General features: G+C 71.2%; 14 protein-coding genes and 5 pseudogenes. 9 read left to right on the plus strand and 10 right to left on the minus strand.

Annotated features, from left to right (window positions below; genetic code table 11):
• Window positions 1–198 precede the first annotated feature (198 nt).
• A complete protein-coding gene (locus ACWY4P_RS46695; protein WP_456206882.1) occupies window positions 199–1,731 on the plus strand; it encodes an FAD-dependent oxidoreductase in 1,533 nt (510 codons plus the stop codon).
• Window positions 1,732–1,816: 85 nt separating this feature from the next.
• On the opposite strand, the gene ACWY4P_RS46700 is transcribed toward ACWY4P_RS46695, so the two are convergent.
• Together ACWY4P_RS46700 and ACWY4P_RS46705 are read right to left on the minus strand one after the other, a co-directional pair.
• Window positions 1,817–2,182, minus strand: coding sequence for an integrase (locus tag ACWY4P_RS46700; protein ID WP_456206883.1), 366 nt, complete (start codon window positions 2,180–2,182; stop codon window positions 1,817–1,819).
• Between the two features lie 285 nt (window positions 2,183–2,467).
• Window positions 2,468–2,691, minus strand: a pseudogene (locus tag ACWY4P_RS46705) (DUF4397 domain-containing protein); the annotation flags it as partial.
• Window positions 2,692–3,157: 466 nt separating this feature from the next.
• On the opposite strand from ACWY4P_RS46705, the pseudogene ACWY4P_RS46710 reads away from it, so the two are divergent.
• The 5 genes and pseudogenes from ACWY4P_RS46710 to ACWY4P_RS46730 form a co-directional block, all read left to right on the plus strand.
• A pseudogene (locus ACWY4P_RS46710) lies at window positions 3,158–3,418 on the plus strand (hypothetical protein); the annotation flags it as partial.
• Between the two features lie 130 nt (window positions 3,419–3,548).
• The gene (locus ACWY4P_RS46715) at window positions 3,549–4,253 is read left to right on the plus strand and encodes an SDR family NAD(P)-dependent oxidoreductase (RefSeq protein ID WP_456206884.1); all 705 of its coding nucleotides are present in this window, start codon (window positions 3,549–3,551) and stop codon (window positions 4,251–4,253) included.
• 35 nt (window positions 4,254–4,288) lie between these two features.
• Complete coding sequence (locus tag ACWY4P_RS46720) at window positions 4,289–5,473, plus strand: lycopene cyclase family protein (protein WP_456206885.1); 1,185 nt, start codon at window positions 4,289–4,291, stop codon at window positions 5,471–5,473.
• Complete coding sequence (locus ACWY4P_RS46725; protein WP_456206886.1) at window positions 5,470–6,198, plus strand: methyltransferase domain-containing protein; 729 nt, start codon at window positions 5,470–5,472, stop codon at window positions 6,196–6,198. Before ACWY4P_RS46720 ends, ACWY4P_RS46725 begins: the two co-directional genes overlap by 4 nt.
• A 56-nt stretch (window positions 6,199–6,254) precedes the next feature.
• The gene (locus tag ACWY4P_RS46730) at window positions 6,255–7,760 is read left to right on the plus strand and encodes an FAD-dependent oxidoreductase (protein WP_456213290.1); all 1,506 of its coding nucleotides are present in this window, start codon (window positions 6,255–6,257) and stop codon (window positions 7,758–7,760) included.
• A gap of 99 nt (window positions 7,761–7,859) precedes the next feature.
• Here the strand turns inward: ACWY4P_RS46730 and ACWY4P_RS46735 are convergent, their stop codons facing one another.
• The 5 genes and pseudogenes from ACWY4P_RS46735 to ACWY4P_RS46755 all read right to left on the minus strand — a co-directional run.
• Entirely contained in the window at window positions 7,860–8,864 is a 1,005-nt protein-coding gene (locus ACWY4P_RS46735) for a DUF5914 domain-containing protein (RefSeq protein ID WP_456206887.1), read from the minus strand.
• On the minus strand, window positions 8,864–9,856 hold the full coding sequence (locus tag ACWY4P_RS46740) for a phytoene/squalene synthase family protein (RefSeq protein ID WP_456206888.1): 993 nt from the start codon (window positions 9,854–9,856) through the stop codon (window positions 8,864–8,866). The genes ACWY4P_RS46735 and ACWY4P_RS46740 overlap by 1 nt, the downstream gene beginning before the upstream one ends.
• The gene (crtI, locus tag ACWY4P_RS46745) at window positions 9,843–11,414 is read right to left on the minus strand and encodes a phytoene desaturase family protein (protein WP_456206889.1); all 1,572 of its coding nucleotides are present in this window, start codon (window positions 11,412–11,414) and stop codon (window positions 9,843–9,845) included. The genes ACWY4P_RS46740 and crtI overlap by 14 nt, the downstream gene beginning before the upstream one ends.
• Window positions 11,411–12,553, minus strand: coding sequence for a polyprenyl synthetase family protein (locus tag ACWY4P_RS46750; protein WP_456213291.1), 1,143 nt, complete (start codon window positions 12,551–12,553; stop codon window positions 11,411–11,413). The genes crtI and ACWY4P_RS46750 overlap by 4 nt, the downstream gene beginning before the upstream one ends.
• 135 nt (window positions 12,554–12,688) lie before the next feature.
• A pseudogene (locus tag ACWY4P_RS46755) lies at window positions 12,689–13,078 on the minus strand (cryptochrome/photolyase family protein); the annotation flags it as partial.
• A gap of 128 nt (window positions 13,079–13,206) precedes the next feature.
• On the opposite strand from ACWY4P_RS46755, the gene ACWY4P_RS46760 reads away from it, so the two are divergent.
• The gene (locus ACWY4P_RS46760) at window positions 13,207–13,440 is read left to right on the plus strand and encodes a hypothetical protein (protein WP_456206890.1); all 234 of its coding nucleotides are present in this window, start codon (window positions 13,207–13,209) and stop codon (window positions 13,438–13,440) included.
• A gap of 16 nt (window positions 13,441–13,456) precedes the next feature.
• Here the strand turns inward: ACWY4P_RS46760 and ACWY4P_RS46765 are convergent, their stop codons facing one another.
• Window positions 13,457–14,659 carry an IS110 family RNA-guided transposase gene (locus ACWY4P_RS46765; protein WP_456206891.1) on the minus strand — a complete coding sequence of 401 codons (1,203 nt, stop codon included), beginning with the start codon at window positions 14,657–14,659 and terminating at the stop codon, window positions 13,457–13,459.
• A 164-nt stretch (window positions 14,660–14,823) separates the two neighbouring features.
• Window positions 14,824–15,093, minus strand: a complete 270-nt coding sequence (locus tag ACWY4P_RS46770; protein WP_456206892.1) for a hypothetical protein — start codon at window positions 15,091–15,093, stop codon at window positions 14,824–14,826.
• 74 nt (window positions 15,094–15,167) lie between these two features.
• Between ACWY4P_RS46770 and ACWY4P_RS46775 the strand changes: the two are divergent.
• Window positions 15,168–15,883, plus strand: a pseudogene (locus tag ACWY4P_RS46775) (integrase core domain-containing protein); the annotation flags it as partial.
• A gap of 14 nt (window positions 15,884–15,897) precedes the next feature.
• Here ACWY4P_RS46775 and ACWY4P_RS46780 read toward each other — a convergent pair.
• A complete protein-coding gene (locus ACWY4P_RS46780; protein WP_456206893.1) occupies window positions 15,898–17,391 on the minus strand; it encodes a UDP-N-acetylmuramoyl-L-alanyl-D-glutamate--2,6-diaminopimelate ligase in 1,494 nt (497 codons plus the stop codon).
• A 476-nt stretch (window positions 17,392–17,867) separates the two neighbouring features.
• On the opposite strand from ACWY4P_RS46780, the pseudogene ACWY4P_RS46785 reads away from it, so the two are divergent.
• A pseudogene (locus ACWY4P_RS46785) lies at window positions 17,868–18,389 on the plus strand (S8 family peptidase); the annotation flags it as partial.
• Window positions 18,390–18,823: the final 434 nt, after the last annotated feature.

An 18,823-nucleotide genomic window follows, 5' to 3' on the forward strand; every position in this document is an offset into this window, starting at 1 on the left:
CCGGTCCACCCGTCGCCTCCGGTGGCAGCCGAGGCACCGGAGGCGACACCGCACACAGCCGCCTCCCGGCTTTCACGGATCCGCCCTGGGCCATGCCTCGCGGGCGTGGGCGGACGGGAGAGCAGGCCGCTGGCGAGCCTGCGGCGGGCGGCACGCCATATCGTGCGTATCGCGCACCACGAGGGGCACTCGGCCGCCATGAACGCCGAGACAGGAATCCAGGGGTCCTACTGGCTGGAGTCCGCTCCGCCCGGCGACCTCGCTAGCCCGCCGTCCGGTGACTTCACCGTCGACGTCGCCGTGGTCGGCGGTGGCATCGCCGGACTCAGCACGGCCTGGGAGCTGGTCCGGCAGGGACGCGAGGTTGCCGTCCTGGAGGCCGATCGTGTCGCCGCCGGGGTCACCGGCCACACGACGGCCAAACTGACCGCTCTGCATACCCTGGTGTACGACCACCTGCGCCGCACCCGCGGCCCCGAAGGCGCACGCCTGTACGCACGCTCCCAGACCGCGGCGATCCGGCACGCCTCCGAGATCGTCGACGAACTCGGCATCGACTGCGAGTGGGAGGAGGCGGCGGCCTGCACCTATGCCGAGGATCCGCAGCGCACCGGGGAGCTGCGGGCGGAGGCCGAAGCCGCACGTGAGGCGGGTCTTCCGGCCGAGTTCATCACCGATACCGAACTGCCCTTCGCGGTCGCCGGCGCGGTCCGGGTGAGCGGGCAGGCGCAGTTCCATCCCCGCAAGTACCTGCTGGCGCTCACCGACGACCTGCGCCGGCGCGGCGGCACGGTGTACGAAGCAACACGTGTCGTCGGCCTCACCGAGGGCGAACCCTGCGTCCTGCGGACCGACACCGGTGTGTCGGTCCACGCCAACGAGGTCGTGATCGCCACGCACTACCCCGTCTTCGACCGGGCCCTGCTGTTCACCCGCCTCGGCTCACGCCGTGAACTCGTCGTCGCCGCGACCATCGACGAGGACCGCGCCCCGCGCGACATGTACATCACGCCGGAGCAGGCCACACGCTCCGTGCGCAGCGCGCCGTACCGTGACGGCAGACGCCTGCTGATCGTCACCGGGGAACACTTCGTCCCCGGCACCGCGGACGTCGAGAAGCGGTTCGCCCGGCTGTCCGCCTGGGCCGACGACCACTTCGCCGGCCTCACGTTCACCCACCGCTGGGCCACGCAGGACAACGACTCCACCGACTCCGTACCTCTGGTCGGGCCGCTCCACCCCGGCAGTCGGCACACCTACGTGGCCACCGGGTTCGGCGGCTGGGGCCTGAGCGGCGGCATCATGGCGGGCAGTCTGCTCAGCGACCTGATCAAAGGCCGCGAGGTCGCGTGGGACGGCCTCTACGATCCGCGCCGCCTGGCTTCCGTGTTCCGCGAGGGGGCGTCGTTCCTGAAGCATCAGGCCCATGTGGCCCGGCACTTCGTCGGCGACCGGCTGTCACCCGTGACGGGCCCCGCACCCGACGACATCCCGCCGGGTCACGGCGCCGTGGTGCGCCTGGGTACCCGGCAGTGCGCCGTCCACCGGGATGAGAACGGCTCGCTCCAGGCGGTCTCGGCTCGCTGCACCCACCTCGGCTGCATCGTGTCCTTCAACCACGCGGAGCAGGCATGGGAGTGCCCGTGCCACGGCTCCCGCTTCGCACCGGACGGAAGGATCCTCCAAGGTCCTGCCGTGCGCCCTTTGGAAAAGCGCACCATCCCGAAATAGGCGCGGCCCGGGGTAGATGTGTCGCGCATCTAATGTGCAAAGAGGGACAAACCCGCGACGTGGCGACGCACAGGTATCGCCTTCGTCAAAGGCAGGGTCGCCCTGACGGCGCGTGCATGTGCCGGAAGCCCCATCGAGGGTTCTCGGTGCCGAGCTGGATGATCAGGTCGCGGATCTCCTCGGGCAGGGTCGGGCGCCCGGTAGAGGGCGGTTGCGTCCACTTCTGCTTCATCAGGCGCTGGTGCCGGGCCGGCAGGGTGCGCGGTGGGACGCTCCGGTGTTCGCGCAGGGCGCGGGGGAGCAGTCGGGTCAGGGCGGCGAGCAGTGCACGGTCCGGCCAGCCTGGCCCCGGCAGGGCGACCTCCGCATTCCTGGCCGCAGAGGATCGAGTCATCAGGAACAGCCACGCGAAGATCCCTGTGGCGATCAGGTAGACAAGTCGTACCAGCACGAGGACTGATCATGCTGGGAACCGGCGGTCACACCCACCGGCATGATCTGGCGTCGATGCCGACGCCGCCCACCAGAACGCGCCGGGGTGGTGGCTCGTCCTGGTGAGCGACGTCGACCGGTTGCCCCGCGGAGCTCGGGCGCGGGGGCGCCTCAGCGTTCCGCACCGAAGTGGCAGGTCCGAAGTCGGGCGGGGGCGGGGCCGGCTCCGACGGCGGACCCGGCAAGGTGAGGACGACTGCCAGAGTGGCAGCCGCCATCGTCGGACCTGAACTGTCGCGTCGTCTCAGGCACGCCGGACGGGGACCCTGCGGGCCACCAGGACGCCCTCAGCGTCACCGCTCCGGCCCCGGCGGCCCAGGCGAGCTACCGGTCGGACGAGTTCGGGGTGACGGCGGCGCCGCTGCCGCCCGCGTGGACGGCGTTGGGCGTCGATTCCATGCCGCTGAACGTCTGGGTCTTCAGCGCCAGGTTCTTGTCATCGGCGCTGCCCCAGGCGTAGAGCGCGGTCCCGCACCACCGCGAGCCGTGCGAGGTGCACGTAGGAAGCCGGTCGTCCTGACGCTCGGACCTGGCTGGTCCGGGCAGATCGTGCCCAGGCTGCCGCGGCCACCGGGGCTGGCGGAGGCCGTCGCGGTCGTGGAAGCGGTCGCGTCCGGGTGAGGTGCCGTCGCCCGTCGGCCCTCCGGCCGAGGCGGCTCCTGGCATCGGTGGACGGAACGTGATCAGCTGGACGGACGTGTCAAGCGCTCGAATGCTGTCGTCCGGGGTGTGACAGCCGTGTCGGGCGCTCACGGTGCGGCGCCACCCATAGGGCAAGCCCGAGGACGCGCCCGACCTCCGATTGAACAGGTGATCGCATCGAAGGAGGGACCATGGCCGTTCATCATCGCGGGACAGGGGCGCCGGACACTGTCGTGGTCGGTGCCGGTCTCGCCTGCGCCCTGGACCTGAGCCGAGCCGGACGGCGGGTGGCTCGGCCGCTCTGTCCCGGGCCGGGCTGTCGGACGCGGCAGTCGCCCACATCCTGCGGCCCTTCCTGTCCGGAGTGCTCCTGGAGGACCGTCTGCAGACCTCTGGCCGTTTCTTCCACCTGGTCTGGCGGAGCATGGTGCGAGGGACGCTCTGTCTGCCCGCCGACAGCACCGGAGCGGTGCTGAACACCTGTGTGCTCACCGAGGTCGCTCCCACCTACGCGCCGCCCGGCACCGCACTGGTCTCCAGCTCCGTCCTGGGAGGACCGGCGCAGACCGGATCCGTGTAGGGCGCGCCGGCGGCGGGCACACGGGCCGCCCGGGAGGTCCTGACCAACAGTGCACGGAAGAGAGACAGGGATTCGTCCCCGCGACCCGGAGCGAGGCGTGGAAATGAAAGGCGCGCGTGCGCAGATGGCCGGCGCCACCGGCGTCCTCGGCGGTGCGCTCACAGCCGAACTGGCCGGTCTGGGCGCACGTCCTGCCCTCGCCGGACGCGACCCGGACCGCCTGGACCGGGCAGTCCGGTCGTACCCGGGGGCTCCGACCGTCCTGTTCGACGCGCACGACCCCGAGTCCTGCGCCCGTGCGGTGCACGAAGCTTCGGCTGCCCTCGGTGGCCTGGACGCTGTCGTGATCGCGTTCGGGGCGGTGGCCTTCGGTGAGGCGGAAGAGGTCGGTGGCGAGGTCGCGGAGTACCTGATGGCGGTGAGCGTCCTCGCGCCCGCAGCGTTCTTGCGTGCCGCCCTCGGCATCATGCGACCTGGTTCGGTGCTCGCCGCCGTCACCGACGTGGTGGCGGAGCGCCCGCAGCCGGGGATGGCTGGCTGCATCGCCTCCAAGGCCGCGCTGAGCACCTGGCTCGGTGCCGTGCGCCGTGAGGCGCGGGGCGCCGGCGTCCGGGTGCTGGGCATCCGGCCGGGCCACCCGGACAGCGGTTTCGCCGGCCGGCCCGTCGCGGGCACGGCCCCGCCGATGCCCTCGGGAGGCGACCCGCGCCAGGTCGTCAGGGCCGTCGCCGACGCGCCGGCGACGGACGCCGAGCTCCTGCGTACGGCCCCGGACGGAACGCCCGTCGTCGAGCGGCGGGCCAGGTGAGCCGACGTGCCTCAGACCTCGTCACCAGGTCCGAAGTGGTCATTGTGGGCGGCGGCGCGGCCGGACTCAGCCTCGCGCACCGGCTGACGGAGACCGGCTCCACCACCGTGACCGTGGTGGAGCCGCCGGACGGTTCGCTGCGGCCGCCAGAACGGACCTGGTGCTACTGGGACCGGGGCACCGGCGACTTCGACGAAGCGGTCAGCGCATCCTGGTCCCGGCTGCGCGTCCACGGCGCCGACGGCGGCGAGGTCACCGCTGATCCGGCCCCGCTGCGCTACCGCATACTGCGGTCCGCGCAGTTCGAGCGGCTGGTGCACTCCCGGCTGGCCCGTTTCCCCGGTGGGCGTGTCCTGCGCGCGACGGCGGACGCGGTACGGGACGTGGCTGACGGGGCGGAAGTTCACTGCACGGCACCCGATGGCCGGGCGCTGACGCTGCGCGCCCGCTATGTGTTCGACTCCCGTCCCCTGCGCGCCCTGCCGCCGGCCCGGACGCTGCTGCTGCAGCACTTTCGCGGCTGGTTCGTGCGCACGTCCGCGAACCGGTTCGATCCCGCGGTCGCGGACCTGATGGACTTCCGGGTGCCGCAGCCGCGTCACGGGCTCGCCTTCGGCTACGTCCTTCCGCTGGCGCCGGACCGGGCTCTGGTCGAGTACACCGAGTTCTCCCGGACTCCGCTGACCACCGCGGCATACGAGGCGGCGCTCGGCCACTACAGCCGCGAGATCCTGGCCCTCGGTGCGTTCACCGTGGAAGCGGCGGAACAGGGTGTCATCCCCATGACCGACGCGCGCTTCCCCCGGCGGGTCGGGGCGGCCGTCTTCCGTATCGGGACCGCGGGCGGCGCCACACGCCCGGCGACCGGCTACACCTTCGCCGCCGTGCAGCGGCAGAGCAGAGCCATCGCCGCCGCTCTGCGAGAGGGGCGCAAGATCGTGCCCCCGCCGCACGGGCGGCGTGCGCTGGCCATGGACGCGGTGCTGCTGCGGGCCCTGGACACCGGACGGATCGACGGCCCCGACTTCTTCACCGGCCTGTTCCGCCGTACGCCCCCGGAACGTCTGCTGCGCTTCCTCGACGGCGCCACCTCGCCCTGGGAGGAGTGGGGCATCGGATTGCGCACTCCCGTCGGCCCGATGCTCCGGACCGCCGTTGAACTCCCCTTTCTGCCCCGCCGCGCCCGCCCCGCCCCGCGAATCGGAGAGAGCCACCCATGACACTGCTGCGCGACCACGATCTGGCACGCGCCTTCGACCACGCCTCGCACACCTACGACCGTCTCACGGCCCTCAACCCCGGCTACCGCACCGACCTCCTCCGCTCGGCCCGCAGACTACGGCTGCCCGGAGACGGAGCAGGACTCCACGTGCTCGACCTCGGCTGCGGCACCGGCGCCTCGACCCGGGCCCTGCTGCGGGCCGCGCCCCGCGCTCGCATCACCGCCGTCGACGCTTCGCCGGGGATGCTGCGACGCGCGCTGGCCAAGCCGTGGCCCGCACGCGTGCGCTTTCTGCATCTGACGGCAGAGGAAGTGGCGACGGCCGGAGCGGGTCCCTTCGACGCGGTCTTCGCCGCCTACTTGTTCCGCAACGTCACCGACCCGGATCGGGTCCTCGCGACCGTCCGGGCACTGCTGCGACCGGGCGGACGACTCGCCGTCCACGAGTACAGCCTCAGCGGCTCGGCCGTCCACCGCGCCCTGTGGACGGCCGTGTGCCATGGGGTGATCATTCCGGCGGGCACGCTCAGCGGTGACCGTGCCCTGTACCGCCACCTCTGGGGCAGCGTCCTCGCCTTCGACACCGCACCCGCCTTCACCGACCGTCTGACGCGTACGGGCTTCACGGACGTGCGCGCCGTCCCCGTCGCCGGGTGGCAGACCGGCATCGTGCACACCTTCCTCGCCCGCAACGGCTCCGCCACCGGGGAGCACGCCCGGTGAGCGCCCGCCCGCACGGTGGCGCCCGACGGGGCCGCGACCGCAAGGCCGAGGTCCTGATGCCCGAACCCGGCCGGGCCAGGTTCGAGTACGGGGACGCGCCGTCCGTCGCCGTGGTCGGCGGCGGCATCGCCGGTCTCGCGGCGGCCACCCTGCTGGCCGAACGCGGCGCCCGCGTGACCCTCTACGAACGGGAGGAATCACTGGGCGGCCGCCTCGCCGGCTGGCGCATCCGCCTGGCCGACGGATCCGAGGCGACCATGAGCCGCGGTTTCCACGCCTTCTTCCGCCAGTACTACAACCTGCGCGGCCTGCTGCGGCGGACCGACCCCGACCTCACAAGGCTCACTCCGCTGCCCGACTACCCCCTTCGGCACAGCGGCGGCCTGACGGACAGTTTTGCCCGTGTCCCGCGCACACCACCGTTCAGCGCACTCGGTTTCGTCGCCCTGAGCCCCACCTTCGGCTGGCGGGACCTGGTCACCATGGACGCCCGGGCGGCGCTGCCGCTCCTCGACGTCCGGGTGCCCGAGGTCTACCAACGCTTCGACCAGGTCAGCGCGGTCCGTTTCCTGGAACGCGTCCGCTTCCCCGAGGCCGCCCACCACCTGGCGTTCGAGGTGTTCTCACGCAGCTTCTTCGCCGACCCGCGCGAACTGTCCGCCGCGGAACTGCTGCTGATGTTCCACATCTACTTCCTCGGCTCGGCCGAGGGCCTGCTCTTCGACGTACCGAACGAACCCTTCCCGCAAGCCCTGTGGGAGCCGCTCGGCGACTACCTCCAGCGCCTCGGAGTGGTCGTCCGCACCGGCACCTCCGTGCACGACGTCCACCCGCGCGACGGTGGGGGAGTCGCGCTGCGTACCGACACCGGCGCGGACCGGCACGAGGCGGCGGTGCTCGCCCTCGACACCGGAGGACTGCGCCAGGTAGTCGCCGCGTCACCCGGCCTGGGCACCGCCGCCTGGCACGACAACATCGCCGCTCTGCGTACCGCCCCACGGTTCCTCGTCTCCCGGCTCTGGCTCGACCGGCCTGTCCGTGCCGATCGCCCCGGATTCCTCGGCACCAGCGGGTACGGCGGCCTGGACAACATCAGTGTCCTGGAACGCTACGAGGGCGAGGCCGCCCGCTGGGCCGCCCGGAACGGGGGCTCGGTGGTGGAACTGCACGCCTACGCCGTCGCTGCCGATGCGGAACGGGAGAAGGTGCAGAGCATGCTCGTCGACCGGTTGCGTCAGGTGTACCTGGAGACACGCGAGGCGCGCATCGTCGACGCCCGGCACGAGTGGCGCTCGGACTGCCCGCTCTTCCCGGTCGGCTCCCACCACCGGCGTCCCACCGTGCGGACCCCCCACCCGTGGCTGACGCTGGCTGGTGACGCGATCCGCTGCGACCTCCCGGTCGCGCTGATGGAACGCGCCGCCACCACCGGATTTCTGGCGGCCAACGCTCTGCTCGCCGCATGGGGCGTTCGGGGCCAGGTGCTGTGGACGGTCCCTCGGGCGGGCCGATCGCCCGCGCTGCGGGCACTCGGCGCACTCGGCGCACTCGCGGGACGTTGATCCGGGGCCGCATGACGCCAGGGGCGGGCGCCCGACGACCGGGGCCGGCGCGGAGCCCGATCGGCAGACGGGTGGGCTCGGTGGCTCAACCCTCGCTGGTCACCCCGGGAACTGTCCGGTGCTGCGCAGCGTCCAGCGTCGCTCGGCGTACGCCAGGTCGTCGCGCCACAGGCGCCCGGCCGTGCGACGCATCAGCGGGCGCAACACGGGGGCGGCGACCCGGGCCAGCTTGAAGCCGCGCCGGTCCGAGGCGGCGACGACCGCCTCGACCACGGTGGTCCGTGGCTGTTCATCGGCCTCACCGGTAAGCGGCGTGGCATGGGTCTCCACCACGGACGTCGCTCCCTCGCCGTCGGCGATGCGCATGACGACCGTGCGCGGCTCCGGCGCGGTGAACTCGGCCCGGACCGGGACCACCAGACGCCCCGCCACGCGGAAGGAGACATCGACGACGAACGCGTCATCCTCGTCACCTCGCGGCTCCCGCGCCACCGTCAGGCCGACGAACGAGTACGGATGGAACCACGAGCCGTGCCACGGGTCGAGACGGTTGGCGACCACGTCCTGCGGTTCGCACCGCCCCACCGCGGTGAACACCGCGTCCACCCCGCTGCCCGTCGCGGGACGCACCGGCACCACGGGGCGTTCCGACGGTTCCTCGCCGCCGACCGTGTCCAGCCGCACCCACACCAGCACCCCGTCGTCGTGGACGGGGTACGGCTCCCAGCCTGCGAAGGCGGTACCGTCCAGGGCCAGTCCGTGCCAGTGGCACACCAGCGTGCCGCACACCACCCGGCTGTCGCGCAGGGGAGCACCGAGATGAGGGCAGGCGCCTGGACCCGCGTGCAGCCCACCCGTGTCCGAGCGCCACAGCACGACCTCGACGCCGCCCACCGTCCTGCCGCACGGGTGCCCGCCGGCGCGCACCTCCCGGGAGGCACCGACGACGAACCAGTTGCCGGAGGGACGTGCGGAGGCCCGCTTGAGCGCGTCGGCAATCAGCGCCGGCCGTGCCGCCCGCCAGGTCGGTTCCTGCGCAGCCGCCGGGCCGCGGCGCCGCCGCAACGGCGGTGCCCAGCGGGCCTTGTCCGTTCGATCGCTCACTACCCGGGCCCCTTCCACTGAAGTGCCGCGCCGCCTTCCGCAGGTGCCGGACACGCGACGCGGGCGCGCCACCGCGCGCCGATCACCTGTACGGCTCCGGCCGCGGCGGTGGCCGCACGCCGTCCGCGTGACACCGTGGCACGCTGATGCAGCACGATGTAGTCGCGGTGCGCGATCGCGTCGAGAATGCCGCCGTACAGGGTGAACGCGGTGCGGATGCAGGGGCGCACCCGCGGGTCGAGCATGTCGATGCCCGGTTCCGCCGCACGGTACACGTCCCTGATCATGGCCTCGGCAGCGACGAGCGCCGCGCGGATCCGCGGGTCGCGGTGCCCTGTGCGGCGGCTCCACTCCAGCAGCGACCGGTCCACGTCATGGGCGGCGAGCAGGTCCGCCGGCAGGTAGACGCGGCCCCGGTCCAGGTCCTCACCCACATCCCGCAGGAAGTTGGTGAGCTGGAACGCCACCCCAAGGGCCGCCGCGTGCGGTGCCGCCTCCTCGCGGGCGACGACCGTGCCGAGCACCGGCAGCATCTGCAGACCGATCACCGCCGCCGAGCCGTGCATGTAGGAGCGCAGGTCGGCGTAGGTCGGATAGTCCGTGACGGTCAGATCGCTGCGCATCGAGGCCAGGAAGTCGGCGAACAGCGTGTGGTCGATGCCGTACCGGTCGGCGGTGTCGGCCACGGCCCGGACCACGGGTTCGCCCCCGCCGCCGGTGCGCAGCCCGCGCGCGAGGTCGCTCTCCAGGCGCCGCAGCAGCCGTTCGCGCTCGTCGGGTGTCCGGCGCCGGTCGAGGTCGTCCACGATGTCGTCCGCCCAGCGGGCGAAGCCGTACAGCGCGTGCACGGCCGAGCGGCGTTCCAGCGGCAGTAGACGGGTGGCCAGGAAGTAGGTCCTGCCGTGGCGGGCGTTGAGCCGCCTGCACCGGGCGTAGTCCGCGCGCAGCGCGGGATCGGTGATCCCGGCGGCGTCCAGTTCACGACGGGTCATCGGCACCTGCCGAAGTCGGGGCGTGGGGGACATGAGCGCCGACTGTGCTCGACCGGGTGTGTGGGGCGCGGTTTCCGATGCCGCCGGTGACGCGCGCCGCGGCGAGTTTGCCGCTGATGAGCACTGTCGGCACGCCGACGCCGGGGGTGGTCCCGCAGCCGGCCAGCACGACGTTGTCCAGCCCGCGTACCAGGTTGCGCGGCCGGAACGGGCCGGTCTGGGCGAACGTGTGGGAGACCGAGAACGGGCTGCCCGCCGCGTGGCCCTGTGCCGTCCAGTCCAGTGGAGTCACCAGGAGCTCCTCCTGGACACTGTCCGCGAATCCGTCGAGGCCCCGGCGCTCCAGCTCGGCGACCAGCCCGTCGCGGTAGCGCGGGCCCAGGTGCCGCCAGGCGGGCGCGGAGGGGCCGACGACGGTGTTCGGGCAGGGGGCCAGGACATAGTGGAGGTGGCCGCCCGGCGGCGCCAGGGTGGGGTCGTGCGTGGTCGGCCGGCTGATCAGCAGGGAAGGGTCGCTCATCAGCGCTCCCGAGCGGGTCAGTTCGTCGAACGTGCGCTCCCATGCCGCGCCGAAGGAGAGCGTGTGATGGGCGAGACCGGGCCACGTGCGGTCCGTCCCGGCGTGCAGGATCACCGCGGACGGTGAGTGACGCAGCCGCACCGGGCGGCGGGGTGCTCGCCCCAGGAGCCGGTGCGCGGCGGACAGTTCACAGGTCAGCACCACCGCGTCGCACCGAATCCGCTCACCCGACCTCAGGCGTACGGCACGTACCCGGCCGGCCGAGCGCTCCAGCCCGCTCACCTCCGTCGACCACCGAAGGTCGGCACCGGCGCCGGCCGCCGCGTCGGCCATGGCGCGGGGCAGCGCGTGCATCCCGCCTTTGGGAAACCAGACGCCGGCCACGGTGTCCATATAGGCGATCACGGCGTAGGCCGCGAGGGCCCGGGCGGGGGCTACTCCGGCGTACAAGGCTTGGAAGGAGAAGACCCGGCGCAGGCGGGCGTCGGAGAGGAAGCGGCCGATCCGGTGGTCCAGACGTCCGAAGCCGCCGAGCGCCGCCAGGCATGCCAAATCCGGGTGCAGGAGCTGGAAGGGGGAGTCGAAGTTCGTGTCGATGAAGCGTCGCATCTGCGCCCGGTACAGCCGCTCCAGCCAGTTCCGCAGCCTGCGGTAGCCCGCAGCCTCCGACGGTCCGGCGAATCGACGGACCTCCGCCTCCATCGCCTCGCTGTCGGTGTGGACGTCGAGCGAGGTCCCGTCCGCGAAGCATGCCCGGTAGGCCGGGTGCAGGGCCACCAGCTCGACGTGGCGGCCGAGGCTGTCCCCGACGGCCGTGAACGCCTCGTCGGCCAGGTGCGGCATGGTCAGCACCGTGGGGCCGGTATCCACCTGGTATCCGCCGACCTGTACGCGGCCGGCCCGGCCGCCCGGACCGGCGTCCCGTTCGACGACCGTGACCCGGCGGCCGGCGCCGAGCAGGTGAAGGGCGCAGGCGAGGCCGGACAATCCGGCGCCCACCACGACGACATGGTCCGTCGGTCCCGCCACCGTCCTCACGCGCCCTCCTCGGTGGGGCCCGGGGTGACGCCCGACGCTCGTTCGACCAGCGCGGCGAACTCCCGCCGCAGGTCCGGACCGGCGCCGGTCGTCGAGAAGTGCCGCAGACTCGTGGCTGCCAGTTCCGCGATCTTCGACTCCACGACGGTCCGGGCTCCGGTCCGCTCCAGCGCCGCCCGCATCCGCTCCACGGTGTCCTCCGACCGATAGGCTGCGCCTGGGGCGAGCACAGCGGCAGCCTCCTCGTCCCCAGCGGCGTCGGCGAGCCTGACGCCGACGGCGAGCAGGTAGGTGAGCTTGCGCGTCCGCAGGTCGTTGCCGGCCGGTTTGCCCGTGAGCGCCGGGTCGCCGAAGGCGCCGAGGAGGTCGTCGCGGAGCTGGAAGGCCAGACCCGCGCACCGGCCGGCGGAGCGCAGCGCGTGCAGCGTGTACTCGGCGGCGGCGGCCAGCGCCGCGCCCAGCGCCATGGGCCGCTCGACGGTGTACAGGGCGCTCTTGAGCGTTGCGATGGTGAGCGCCTGGTCGACACCGGACGAGGTGGCTGCCTGCGCGTGGATGTCGCGGTACTGCCCGGCGACGATCTCACCGCGCATCGCCTGCCACTCGAGGAACAGTCGTCGACCGTGCGGTGAGCCGAGTGCGGTCTCCGTCAGCAGATCGTCCGCCCACACCAGTGCCAGATCGCCGGCGAGTACCGCGGCTGAGGTGGCGAATGAATCTGGTGGGCCGGTCATCCGTGCGGCCCGGTGCATGCGGGCGAAGCCGACGTGCATAGCCGGCGCACCCCGACGCAGCGGCGATCCGTCCATCAGGTCGTCATGTATGAGGGCGCATGCCTGGAGGAGTTCGAGGGCGGCTCCCGTGTGCAGGACCGCTGTGGCATCACCCGAGCCGCCCGCCGCCCGCCAGCCGCACCACGCGAACGCCGTGCGTAGCCGCTTCCCGCCGCGCTGGACGAACGTGCTGACAGGGCCTGCCACGTCGCGGGCGAACAACGGGTCCACATCCCGGGCCCGGCCCAGTGCCGTCTCGAGGTGATGCTCCAGTACCGTCTCGACGGCCCTGACGGCCTCGCGGGCCGTGCGCGGTTCCTCGACGAGTTTGGCCGGGTCTGCCACCGTCGGCTGCACTCCAAGCATCCGCAACCTCTTCTCACTCTCGGTCACCTGCACACCAGTGCTTCTGCCGTCGGCCCGTGCGCGGATGCGTTGATCTCTGCCCGGTGTGCAGCCGGTTGGGGAACTTTTCACTCCACCGGCCCATCGACATAGGTCTCATGGCGGTGCGTCACCGCGTGTGCGCTCCTGCCGGCGGACACTCAGCGAGGTCGGTGAGCCGGTCGAGCTGCCGCACCGCCCGGGAGGTGCGGTGGTTGCCCGCGAACCGGTCCCGGTGCCGGTCGAGGAACGTCCAGTAGCCCGCGGTGTAGGGGCAGGCGTGCTCGCCGGTCCGGTCGCCCGGCCGCGGTAGGCGCACGGCCCGCAGAGGTCGCTCAAGCGGTGCACGTAGGCGCCGCCTGACGTGTACGGCTTGGCCGTCATCCGGCCGCCGTCGGCGTACTGGGACATGCCGACGACGTTGGGCACCATGATTCAGTCGTATCCGTCCACGAAACAGCGGTGGAACCAGTCCATGACCGCGGGGTCCCAGCCCCGCTGGAGGCGAGGAGGGTGCGCGGGGAGATGATGCGGTGGCCGTGCAGCGGCCGGGGGGGTGCCCCTATGTGTTTGGTCAAGGTCGAAGGCCAGTAGGTTCGTGTGGTCGAGAGTGGGGTCAAGCCGTAGGGGTGTGCATGGGGGATAGCCAGGTCACGATCAAGCTCACGAGTGACGAGGCACTGGTGCTGTCGCACTGGCTGGAGAAGTTCCAGATGACGGACCTCAGTCGCGTTGTCGACGATCCAGCGGTCTGGGCACCGATCCATCGGATCGCCGGAACTCTGGACAAAGTGCTTCCTGAGCTGTTCGCACCCGACTATGACCAGCGGCTTGAGGCCGCTCGTCAGCGACTTCGGCCGGAGGACTGACCGATCGGTCTGACCCTCATCTGGCCCCTGCGGGTTGGGGTTCATAGAAGGTGCCGTCGCGGAGCATGGCGAAGAGGACGTCTGCCCGGCGTCGGGCCAGGCAGAGCAGGGTTTGGGTGTGGTGCTTGCCCTGGGCGATCTTCTTGTCGTAGTAGGCCCGGGATGCCGGGTCGCCCAGGGCGGCGAACGCGGAGAGGAAGAAGGCCCGTTTGAGCTGCTTGTTTCCTCTCCTGGATGGCTGTTCGCCGCGGATCGAGGAACCCGAGCTCCGCGTCGCCGGGGCGAGTCCAGCGTAGGCGGCGAGGTGGCCGGCGGTGGGGAAGGTGCTGCCGTCACCGACCTCGATCAGGATGCGGGCTCCGGTCCTGACGCCAACTCCCGGCATGGACGTCAGGACCTTCGAAAGAGGGTGAGCCTCCAGGAGTTCCTCGATCCGCCCGGCCAGCAGCTTGCGCTGGTCAAGGACGGCCGTCAGCGAAGTGGCCAGGCTCGGGACGATCAGCGCGGCCGCCTCAGTGCCGGGAACGGTGACGGTCTGCTCGTCGAGGGCAGTGAAGATCTCGTCGGCCAGGCGCTCGGCCATCCTGGGGGCCTTCGGCCGCAGCAGGGTGATCAGCCGACGGCGGCCGGCTTTGCGGATCTGGACCGGTGACCCGAACCGTTCCAGCAGCGAGAGGACGGCCGGATGCTGCAACCGCGGCCCCAGCACCCGTTCCAGAGAAGGGTGGATCTGGGTCAGCAGGCCGTGCAACCGGTTCGCGACCCGGGTGGCCTCGCCGGCCAGGTCGTCGTCGAAGCCCACGATCATCTCCAGCTCGGCGATCGTCTCGTCCTCGCCGTCGATGGCCCGCAAGGTGTGGGGCATCGCCCGGGCGGCGTCGGCGATGATGAACGTGTCCCTCGCGTCGGTCTTGGCCTCCCCCGGGTAGAGGTCGGCGATCCGCCGCATCGTCAGCCCCGGGAGATAGGCGACCGGGCAGCCCATGTCCCTGGCGACCGCCAGCGGCAGAGCCCCGATTGAGGCTGGCTGGTCGACGACCACAAGTACGGTCCCGTGCTTGGCCTGGAGTTTCGCGAACAGCTCGCGGAGCTTGGGCTCGGTGTTGGGCAGGCGCCTGTCGAACGCCTTCTTCCCGGCCGGGGTGACGGCGGTGGCGTGGTGTTCGCCCTTGCCGACGTCCAGGCCGAGGAAGACGTCGATGTCGCCGGTGTCGATCACGTGCAGGCCCCTCCATCACGCTTTCGTCCGGCCTGCCAGGGCACCGAGCTGCCACATCCACGTTACGGAGAGCTCTTCCGGCTCGAATGAAAAAGCCGGTGCTCAAGCCCCTCATCAGCGGTCCGTCGATGCCTCCGGGCCCGGTGACACCACCCCCCGGATCATCAACAACAAGGGGGGGAAGTCATGCCGGACCCGAAGGCCGGAGGCCCCATTGCGGAGCCGCGAAAAAGGTAACGGGGGAGGCGGGCGAGGGCGGCGGGCAGGGTGCGGTCTGGCCGGCTTGACTTGGGGGTGGTGATCTGTCGGCGCAGGACCGCGACCTCGTGCCGCAGGATCAGTGTTTCGGCGTTGTTGGCGGCGGAGGAACGGGAGAGCAGGACCAGCCACGCGAAGATCCGCGTGGCGATCAGGTAGAGCAGTCGCACGAGCATAGGCACCCAGAGTGCCCTACCGGCACACAGGGACATCGTCCCTGTTCAGGGCCGGTGCAGCCATTCTGAAGCGGTACGGGTATCGTCGGATCCACGGCGAGCTCGCGGCGCTGGGGATCAAGATCGCCGCCTCCACCGTCTGGGAAATTTTCCGTGAGTACGGCATCCCACCGCGCCCGAACGGCAGAGCACCACCTGGGCCGACTTCCTCCGTGGCCAGGCCGAGGCCCTTCTCTCCCGCGATCTCTTCGAAGTCCGCACGCTGACCGGGACGCGCCTGTACGTCTTCGCCGTGATCGAAGACGCCACCCGGCGCATCCGGATCGGCGGCGCCATCGCACACCCCACCGCGGGCTGGATCGTGCAACCCGGACGCAACCTTCTTCATGGACCTCGAGGACGCGGGTACCAGGGCACAGTTCCCGATCCGCGACCGCGATTCGAAGTTCACAGCGGCTTTCGACACTCTGATGATCGATGCCGGCCTGTAGGCCGTCACCACCGGCATTCGGATCCCGCGGATGAACTCCCTCATGGAGCGCTGGATACAGACCTGCCGCACCGAACTCCTGGACCGGACCCTGATCTGGAACCAGAGCCACCTGCTCCACGCCCTGCGCGAGGACGAATCCTTCTACAACGAACACCGCCCGCACAGGGCCCTGGAACAAGCTGCTCCCTGTCGCCCGCTACCCACACCCATCAAGCAGCAAGTCTGCTCGCCCACCTGGAAGTCCGCAGACGAGACCGACTCGGCGGAACCCTCCACGAGTACCAGCGAGCGGCTTGAGGTGCGCGGATGATTTATCGACCCCCGCAGAGTTCGCGCACTGTCGCCATGTCGCTGAACGGGAGCAGCCGCTCACCGACGATCTGGTACGGCTCGCTGCCCTTTCCGGCGATCAGGACGATGTCGTTCCGGTCGGCGACGGTCAGGGCGTGGGCAATCGCCCGACGGCGGTCGGTCAACCGTTCGAACGCCGTCCCGGTCGCCGCGAGACCTGGGGTGATCTGGTCCAGGATCGTCTCGGGGTCTTCGTTGCGAGGGTTGTCCGAGGTGAGGACGCACAGATCGGAGTGAGTCCCGGCGATCTTCCCCATCCAGGCACGCTTGGTGACGTCACGGTCCCCGCCACAGCCGAAGACGGTGATCACCCGGCCGGAAGCGAAGGCCCGGATGGTGGTGAGGACTTGGTCCAAGGAGTCCGGGGAGTGGGCGTAGTCCACGATCACGGACGTGCCGCGCGGGGTTTCGAATCGTTCGAGCCGACCCGGGACCGGAGGCATCTGGTCGAGTGCGGTGACCAGTCCCTCCAGGTCGTGCCCCAGGACGTGGCAGGCGGCCACAGCCGCCAGCGCGTTCGCCACCGAGAATCGACCGGGAACCGGGATCGCCGCCGAATACTTGCGACCGTCGTGGTGGAGGGTGAACCGCGTACCGAAGGCGTCCATAGTGAGGTCGGTGGCCCGGTAGTCCGCCTCGGCATCGAGGGCGTATGTGGTCACCGCGCCGGGCATCATCACCGGGATCCCCGCACCCACCGGATCGTCGACGTTGACAACCGCGCGTCGGCACAGGCCCTGGAACAGGCGCAGTTTCGCGTCCCGGTAGTTCTCCATCGTTCCGTGGTCGTCGAGGTGGTCCTGCGTCAGGTTGGTGAAGACCCCGACATCGATGAACGAGTGGTCCACTCGGCGTGTCAGCAAACCCATCGACGTGGCCTCCAGAACCACGCTCCCGACCCCGCGGTCGCGCATGCACCCCAGCAGGTACTGGAAGTCCGGCGATTCCGGTGTGGTCAACACCGACCTCGGCATGGGGATCAGCTCGTCGCCGATCCGGTTGCCGGACGTTCCGATGACGCCCACCTTGGCACCCTCGGCGATCCGCAGGACGGACTCGACCATGTACGACACCGACGTCTTCCCGTTGGTGCCGGTTATGGCCACCATGTCCATCCGCTGCCCAGGATCGCCGTAGTAGCGGGAGGTGACGACCGCGGCCGCCGTCCGCGCATCCGGTACCCGGACGACACACACCCCCGCGCCCGAGGCCGCAGCCCGGACCGGCGCCGGGAGATCCGGCGCTGTCCCGTCCACGAATACCGCCACCGCTCCGCGCGCGAGGGCAGGCCCAACCGCCTCGGGACCACCCTCACCATGGCCGGGCACCGCGATGAACAGCGACCCCGGCGAGACCCGGTGGGCGTCGAAGCACGCTCCCGCAGTGATCTCCGTATCGGGGTCGCCCTGAAGAATCTCGTGATCGTGCCCGGCCAGCAGCTCGCTCAGCTTCACAGGAATCCTTATCGAGGACGCGGCTCGTCCGGCCGTCCGGCCGTCCGGCCGTCGCAGGCAGACGGCGGGGCCGACGGCGCGCCGTAGCCGGGGGGGGAAAAGAAACGGACTTGGCAACCACCGGATCGGGCCGGAGGCCACCACTCAGCCCGACAGGTGGAGTCGCACGGGGCACACACGGAGAGCGGACCGCGGCGAAAAAACCACGGTCAGGCGGCCCGGCCGGACAGGGGCCGTGGGAAATCGTTAGCCGTGGCCGTGCAAGGCTCGGCAGCTAATCTGCGGCACCTCGGAGTAGAGGGCGGTAGAGCACAGCGCGCGAGGCGCCTGTCGGCACTCCCTCACCCTCACAGCACGTGTGCAACCCATGTGGCGAGTGTACGTCCAACGGAACGGTCCGAGATACGCGTACGTGCCCGTCCCGAGGCAGCGCCCGCCCGGACGCCTCCCGCACGGCGGCCGGGCAACGATCCGTGGCGGCCGGCATCCAGAAGATCTGGCTCGACGGGATGGTGAAGGCCACCCTGGAACGCAGCGTGCCGCAGATCGGGGCCCCGAGCGCGTGGGCAGCCGGTCACACCGGCGAGGGCGTCAAGGTCGCCGTGCTGGACACCGGCATCGACAGCCGTCACCCGGACCTGGTCGGCGCCGTCGTCGACGAGAAGAACTTCTCCACCACCACCGACGCGGTCGACCACCATGGACACGGCACCCATGTGGCGTCGATCATCACCGGCAGCGGCGCCGCATCCGACCGCGGTTTCAAGGGAGTCGCCCCCGATGCGAGCCTGCTCAACGCCAAGGTGCTGGGCAACCAGGGCAGCGGCAGCCAGTCGGGCATCCTCGCGGGGATGCAGTGGGCGGTCGACAAGGGTGCGAAGGTCGTCAACATGAGCCTGGGCAGCACGGACAGCCCGGGAACCGATCCCCTCGAAGACGCCGTCGCCAGGCTGTCCGCCCAGCACGGCACCCTGTTCGCCGTCGCGGCGGGCAACGACGCGCCGTGACGCGCAACCTCTGCGTGTCCCGCGCCCTCTTCCATACCGGCCATGGCCGTACGCGCCGACGTGCCCCGGTCCGGTCCGCACACCAGCTGACCGACTCGGTTTACGACTCCGCCCCGACCCCGATCCCGATTCCACGAGGACACACCGCTGTGATGCCCGACGAACACTTCGACCGCATCGCCGACGACCGCATCGATCGTCCGCGCGCAGCCCGTCGCGTTCGTCGGGAGACGCACAGCCCGGTTCCCGGGGAATCGGCTCACCATGCGCCGGCGAAACCGCACCTGTGCGGAGCCGCCGCTGCCGATGGCGCGGACCGTGTCGCGAACACCGGCCGTCGATGTTCCGGCACTCGCCAACCGGCGCACCTCGCGCCGCAGACCGTATGACGCTCATCCGCACCCGGGACGTCCGGGAGCACACCG

Source organism: Streptomyces sp. LZ34 (assembly GCF_053890475.1).

Bases quoted from the DNA above. Each gene is read 5' to 3' on its own strand.
- ACWY4P_RS46770 (WP_456206892.1), bottom strand. From the start codon at position 15,093: ATGCTCGTGCGACTGCTCTACCTGATCGCCACGCGGATCTTCGCGTGG.
- ACWY4P_RS46750 (WP_456213291.1), bottom strand. From the start codon at position 12,553: ATGCTTGGAGTGCAGCCGACGGTGGCAGACCCGGCCAAACTCGTCGAG.
- ACWY4P_RS46715 (WP_456206884.1), top strand. From the start codon at position 3,549: ATGAAAGGCGCGCGTGCGCAGATGGCCGGCGCCACCGGCGTCCTCGGC.
- ACWY4P_RS46730 (WP_456213290.1), top strand. From the start codon at position 6,255: ATGCCCGAACCCGGCCGGGCCAGGTTCGAGTACGGGGACGCGCCGTCC.
- ACWY4P_RS46760 (WP_456206890.1), top strand. From the start codon at position 13,207: ATGGGGGATAGCCAGGTCACGATCAAGCTCACGAGTGACGAGGCACTG.
- ACWY4P_RS46695 (WP_456206882.1), top strand. From the start codon at position 199: ATGAACGCCGAGACAGGAATCCAGGGGTCCTACTGGCTGGAGTCCGCT.
- ACWY4P_RS46725 (WP_456206886.1), top strand. From the start codon at position 5,470: ATGACACTGCTGCGCGACCACGATCTGGCACGCGCCTTCGACCACGCC.
- ACWY4P_RS46740 (WP_456206888.1), bottom strand. From the start codon at position 9,856: ATGACCCGTCGTGAACTGGACGCCGCCGGGATCACCGATCCCGCGCTG.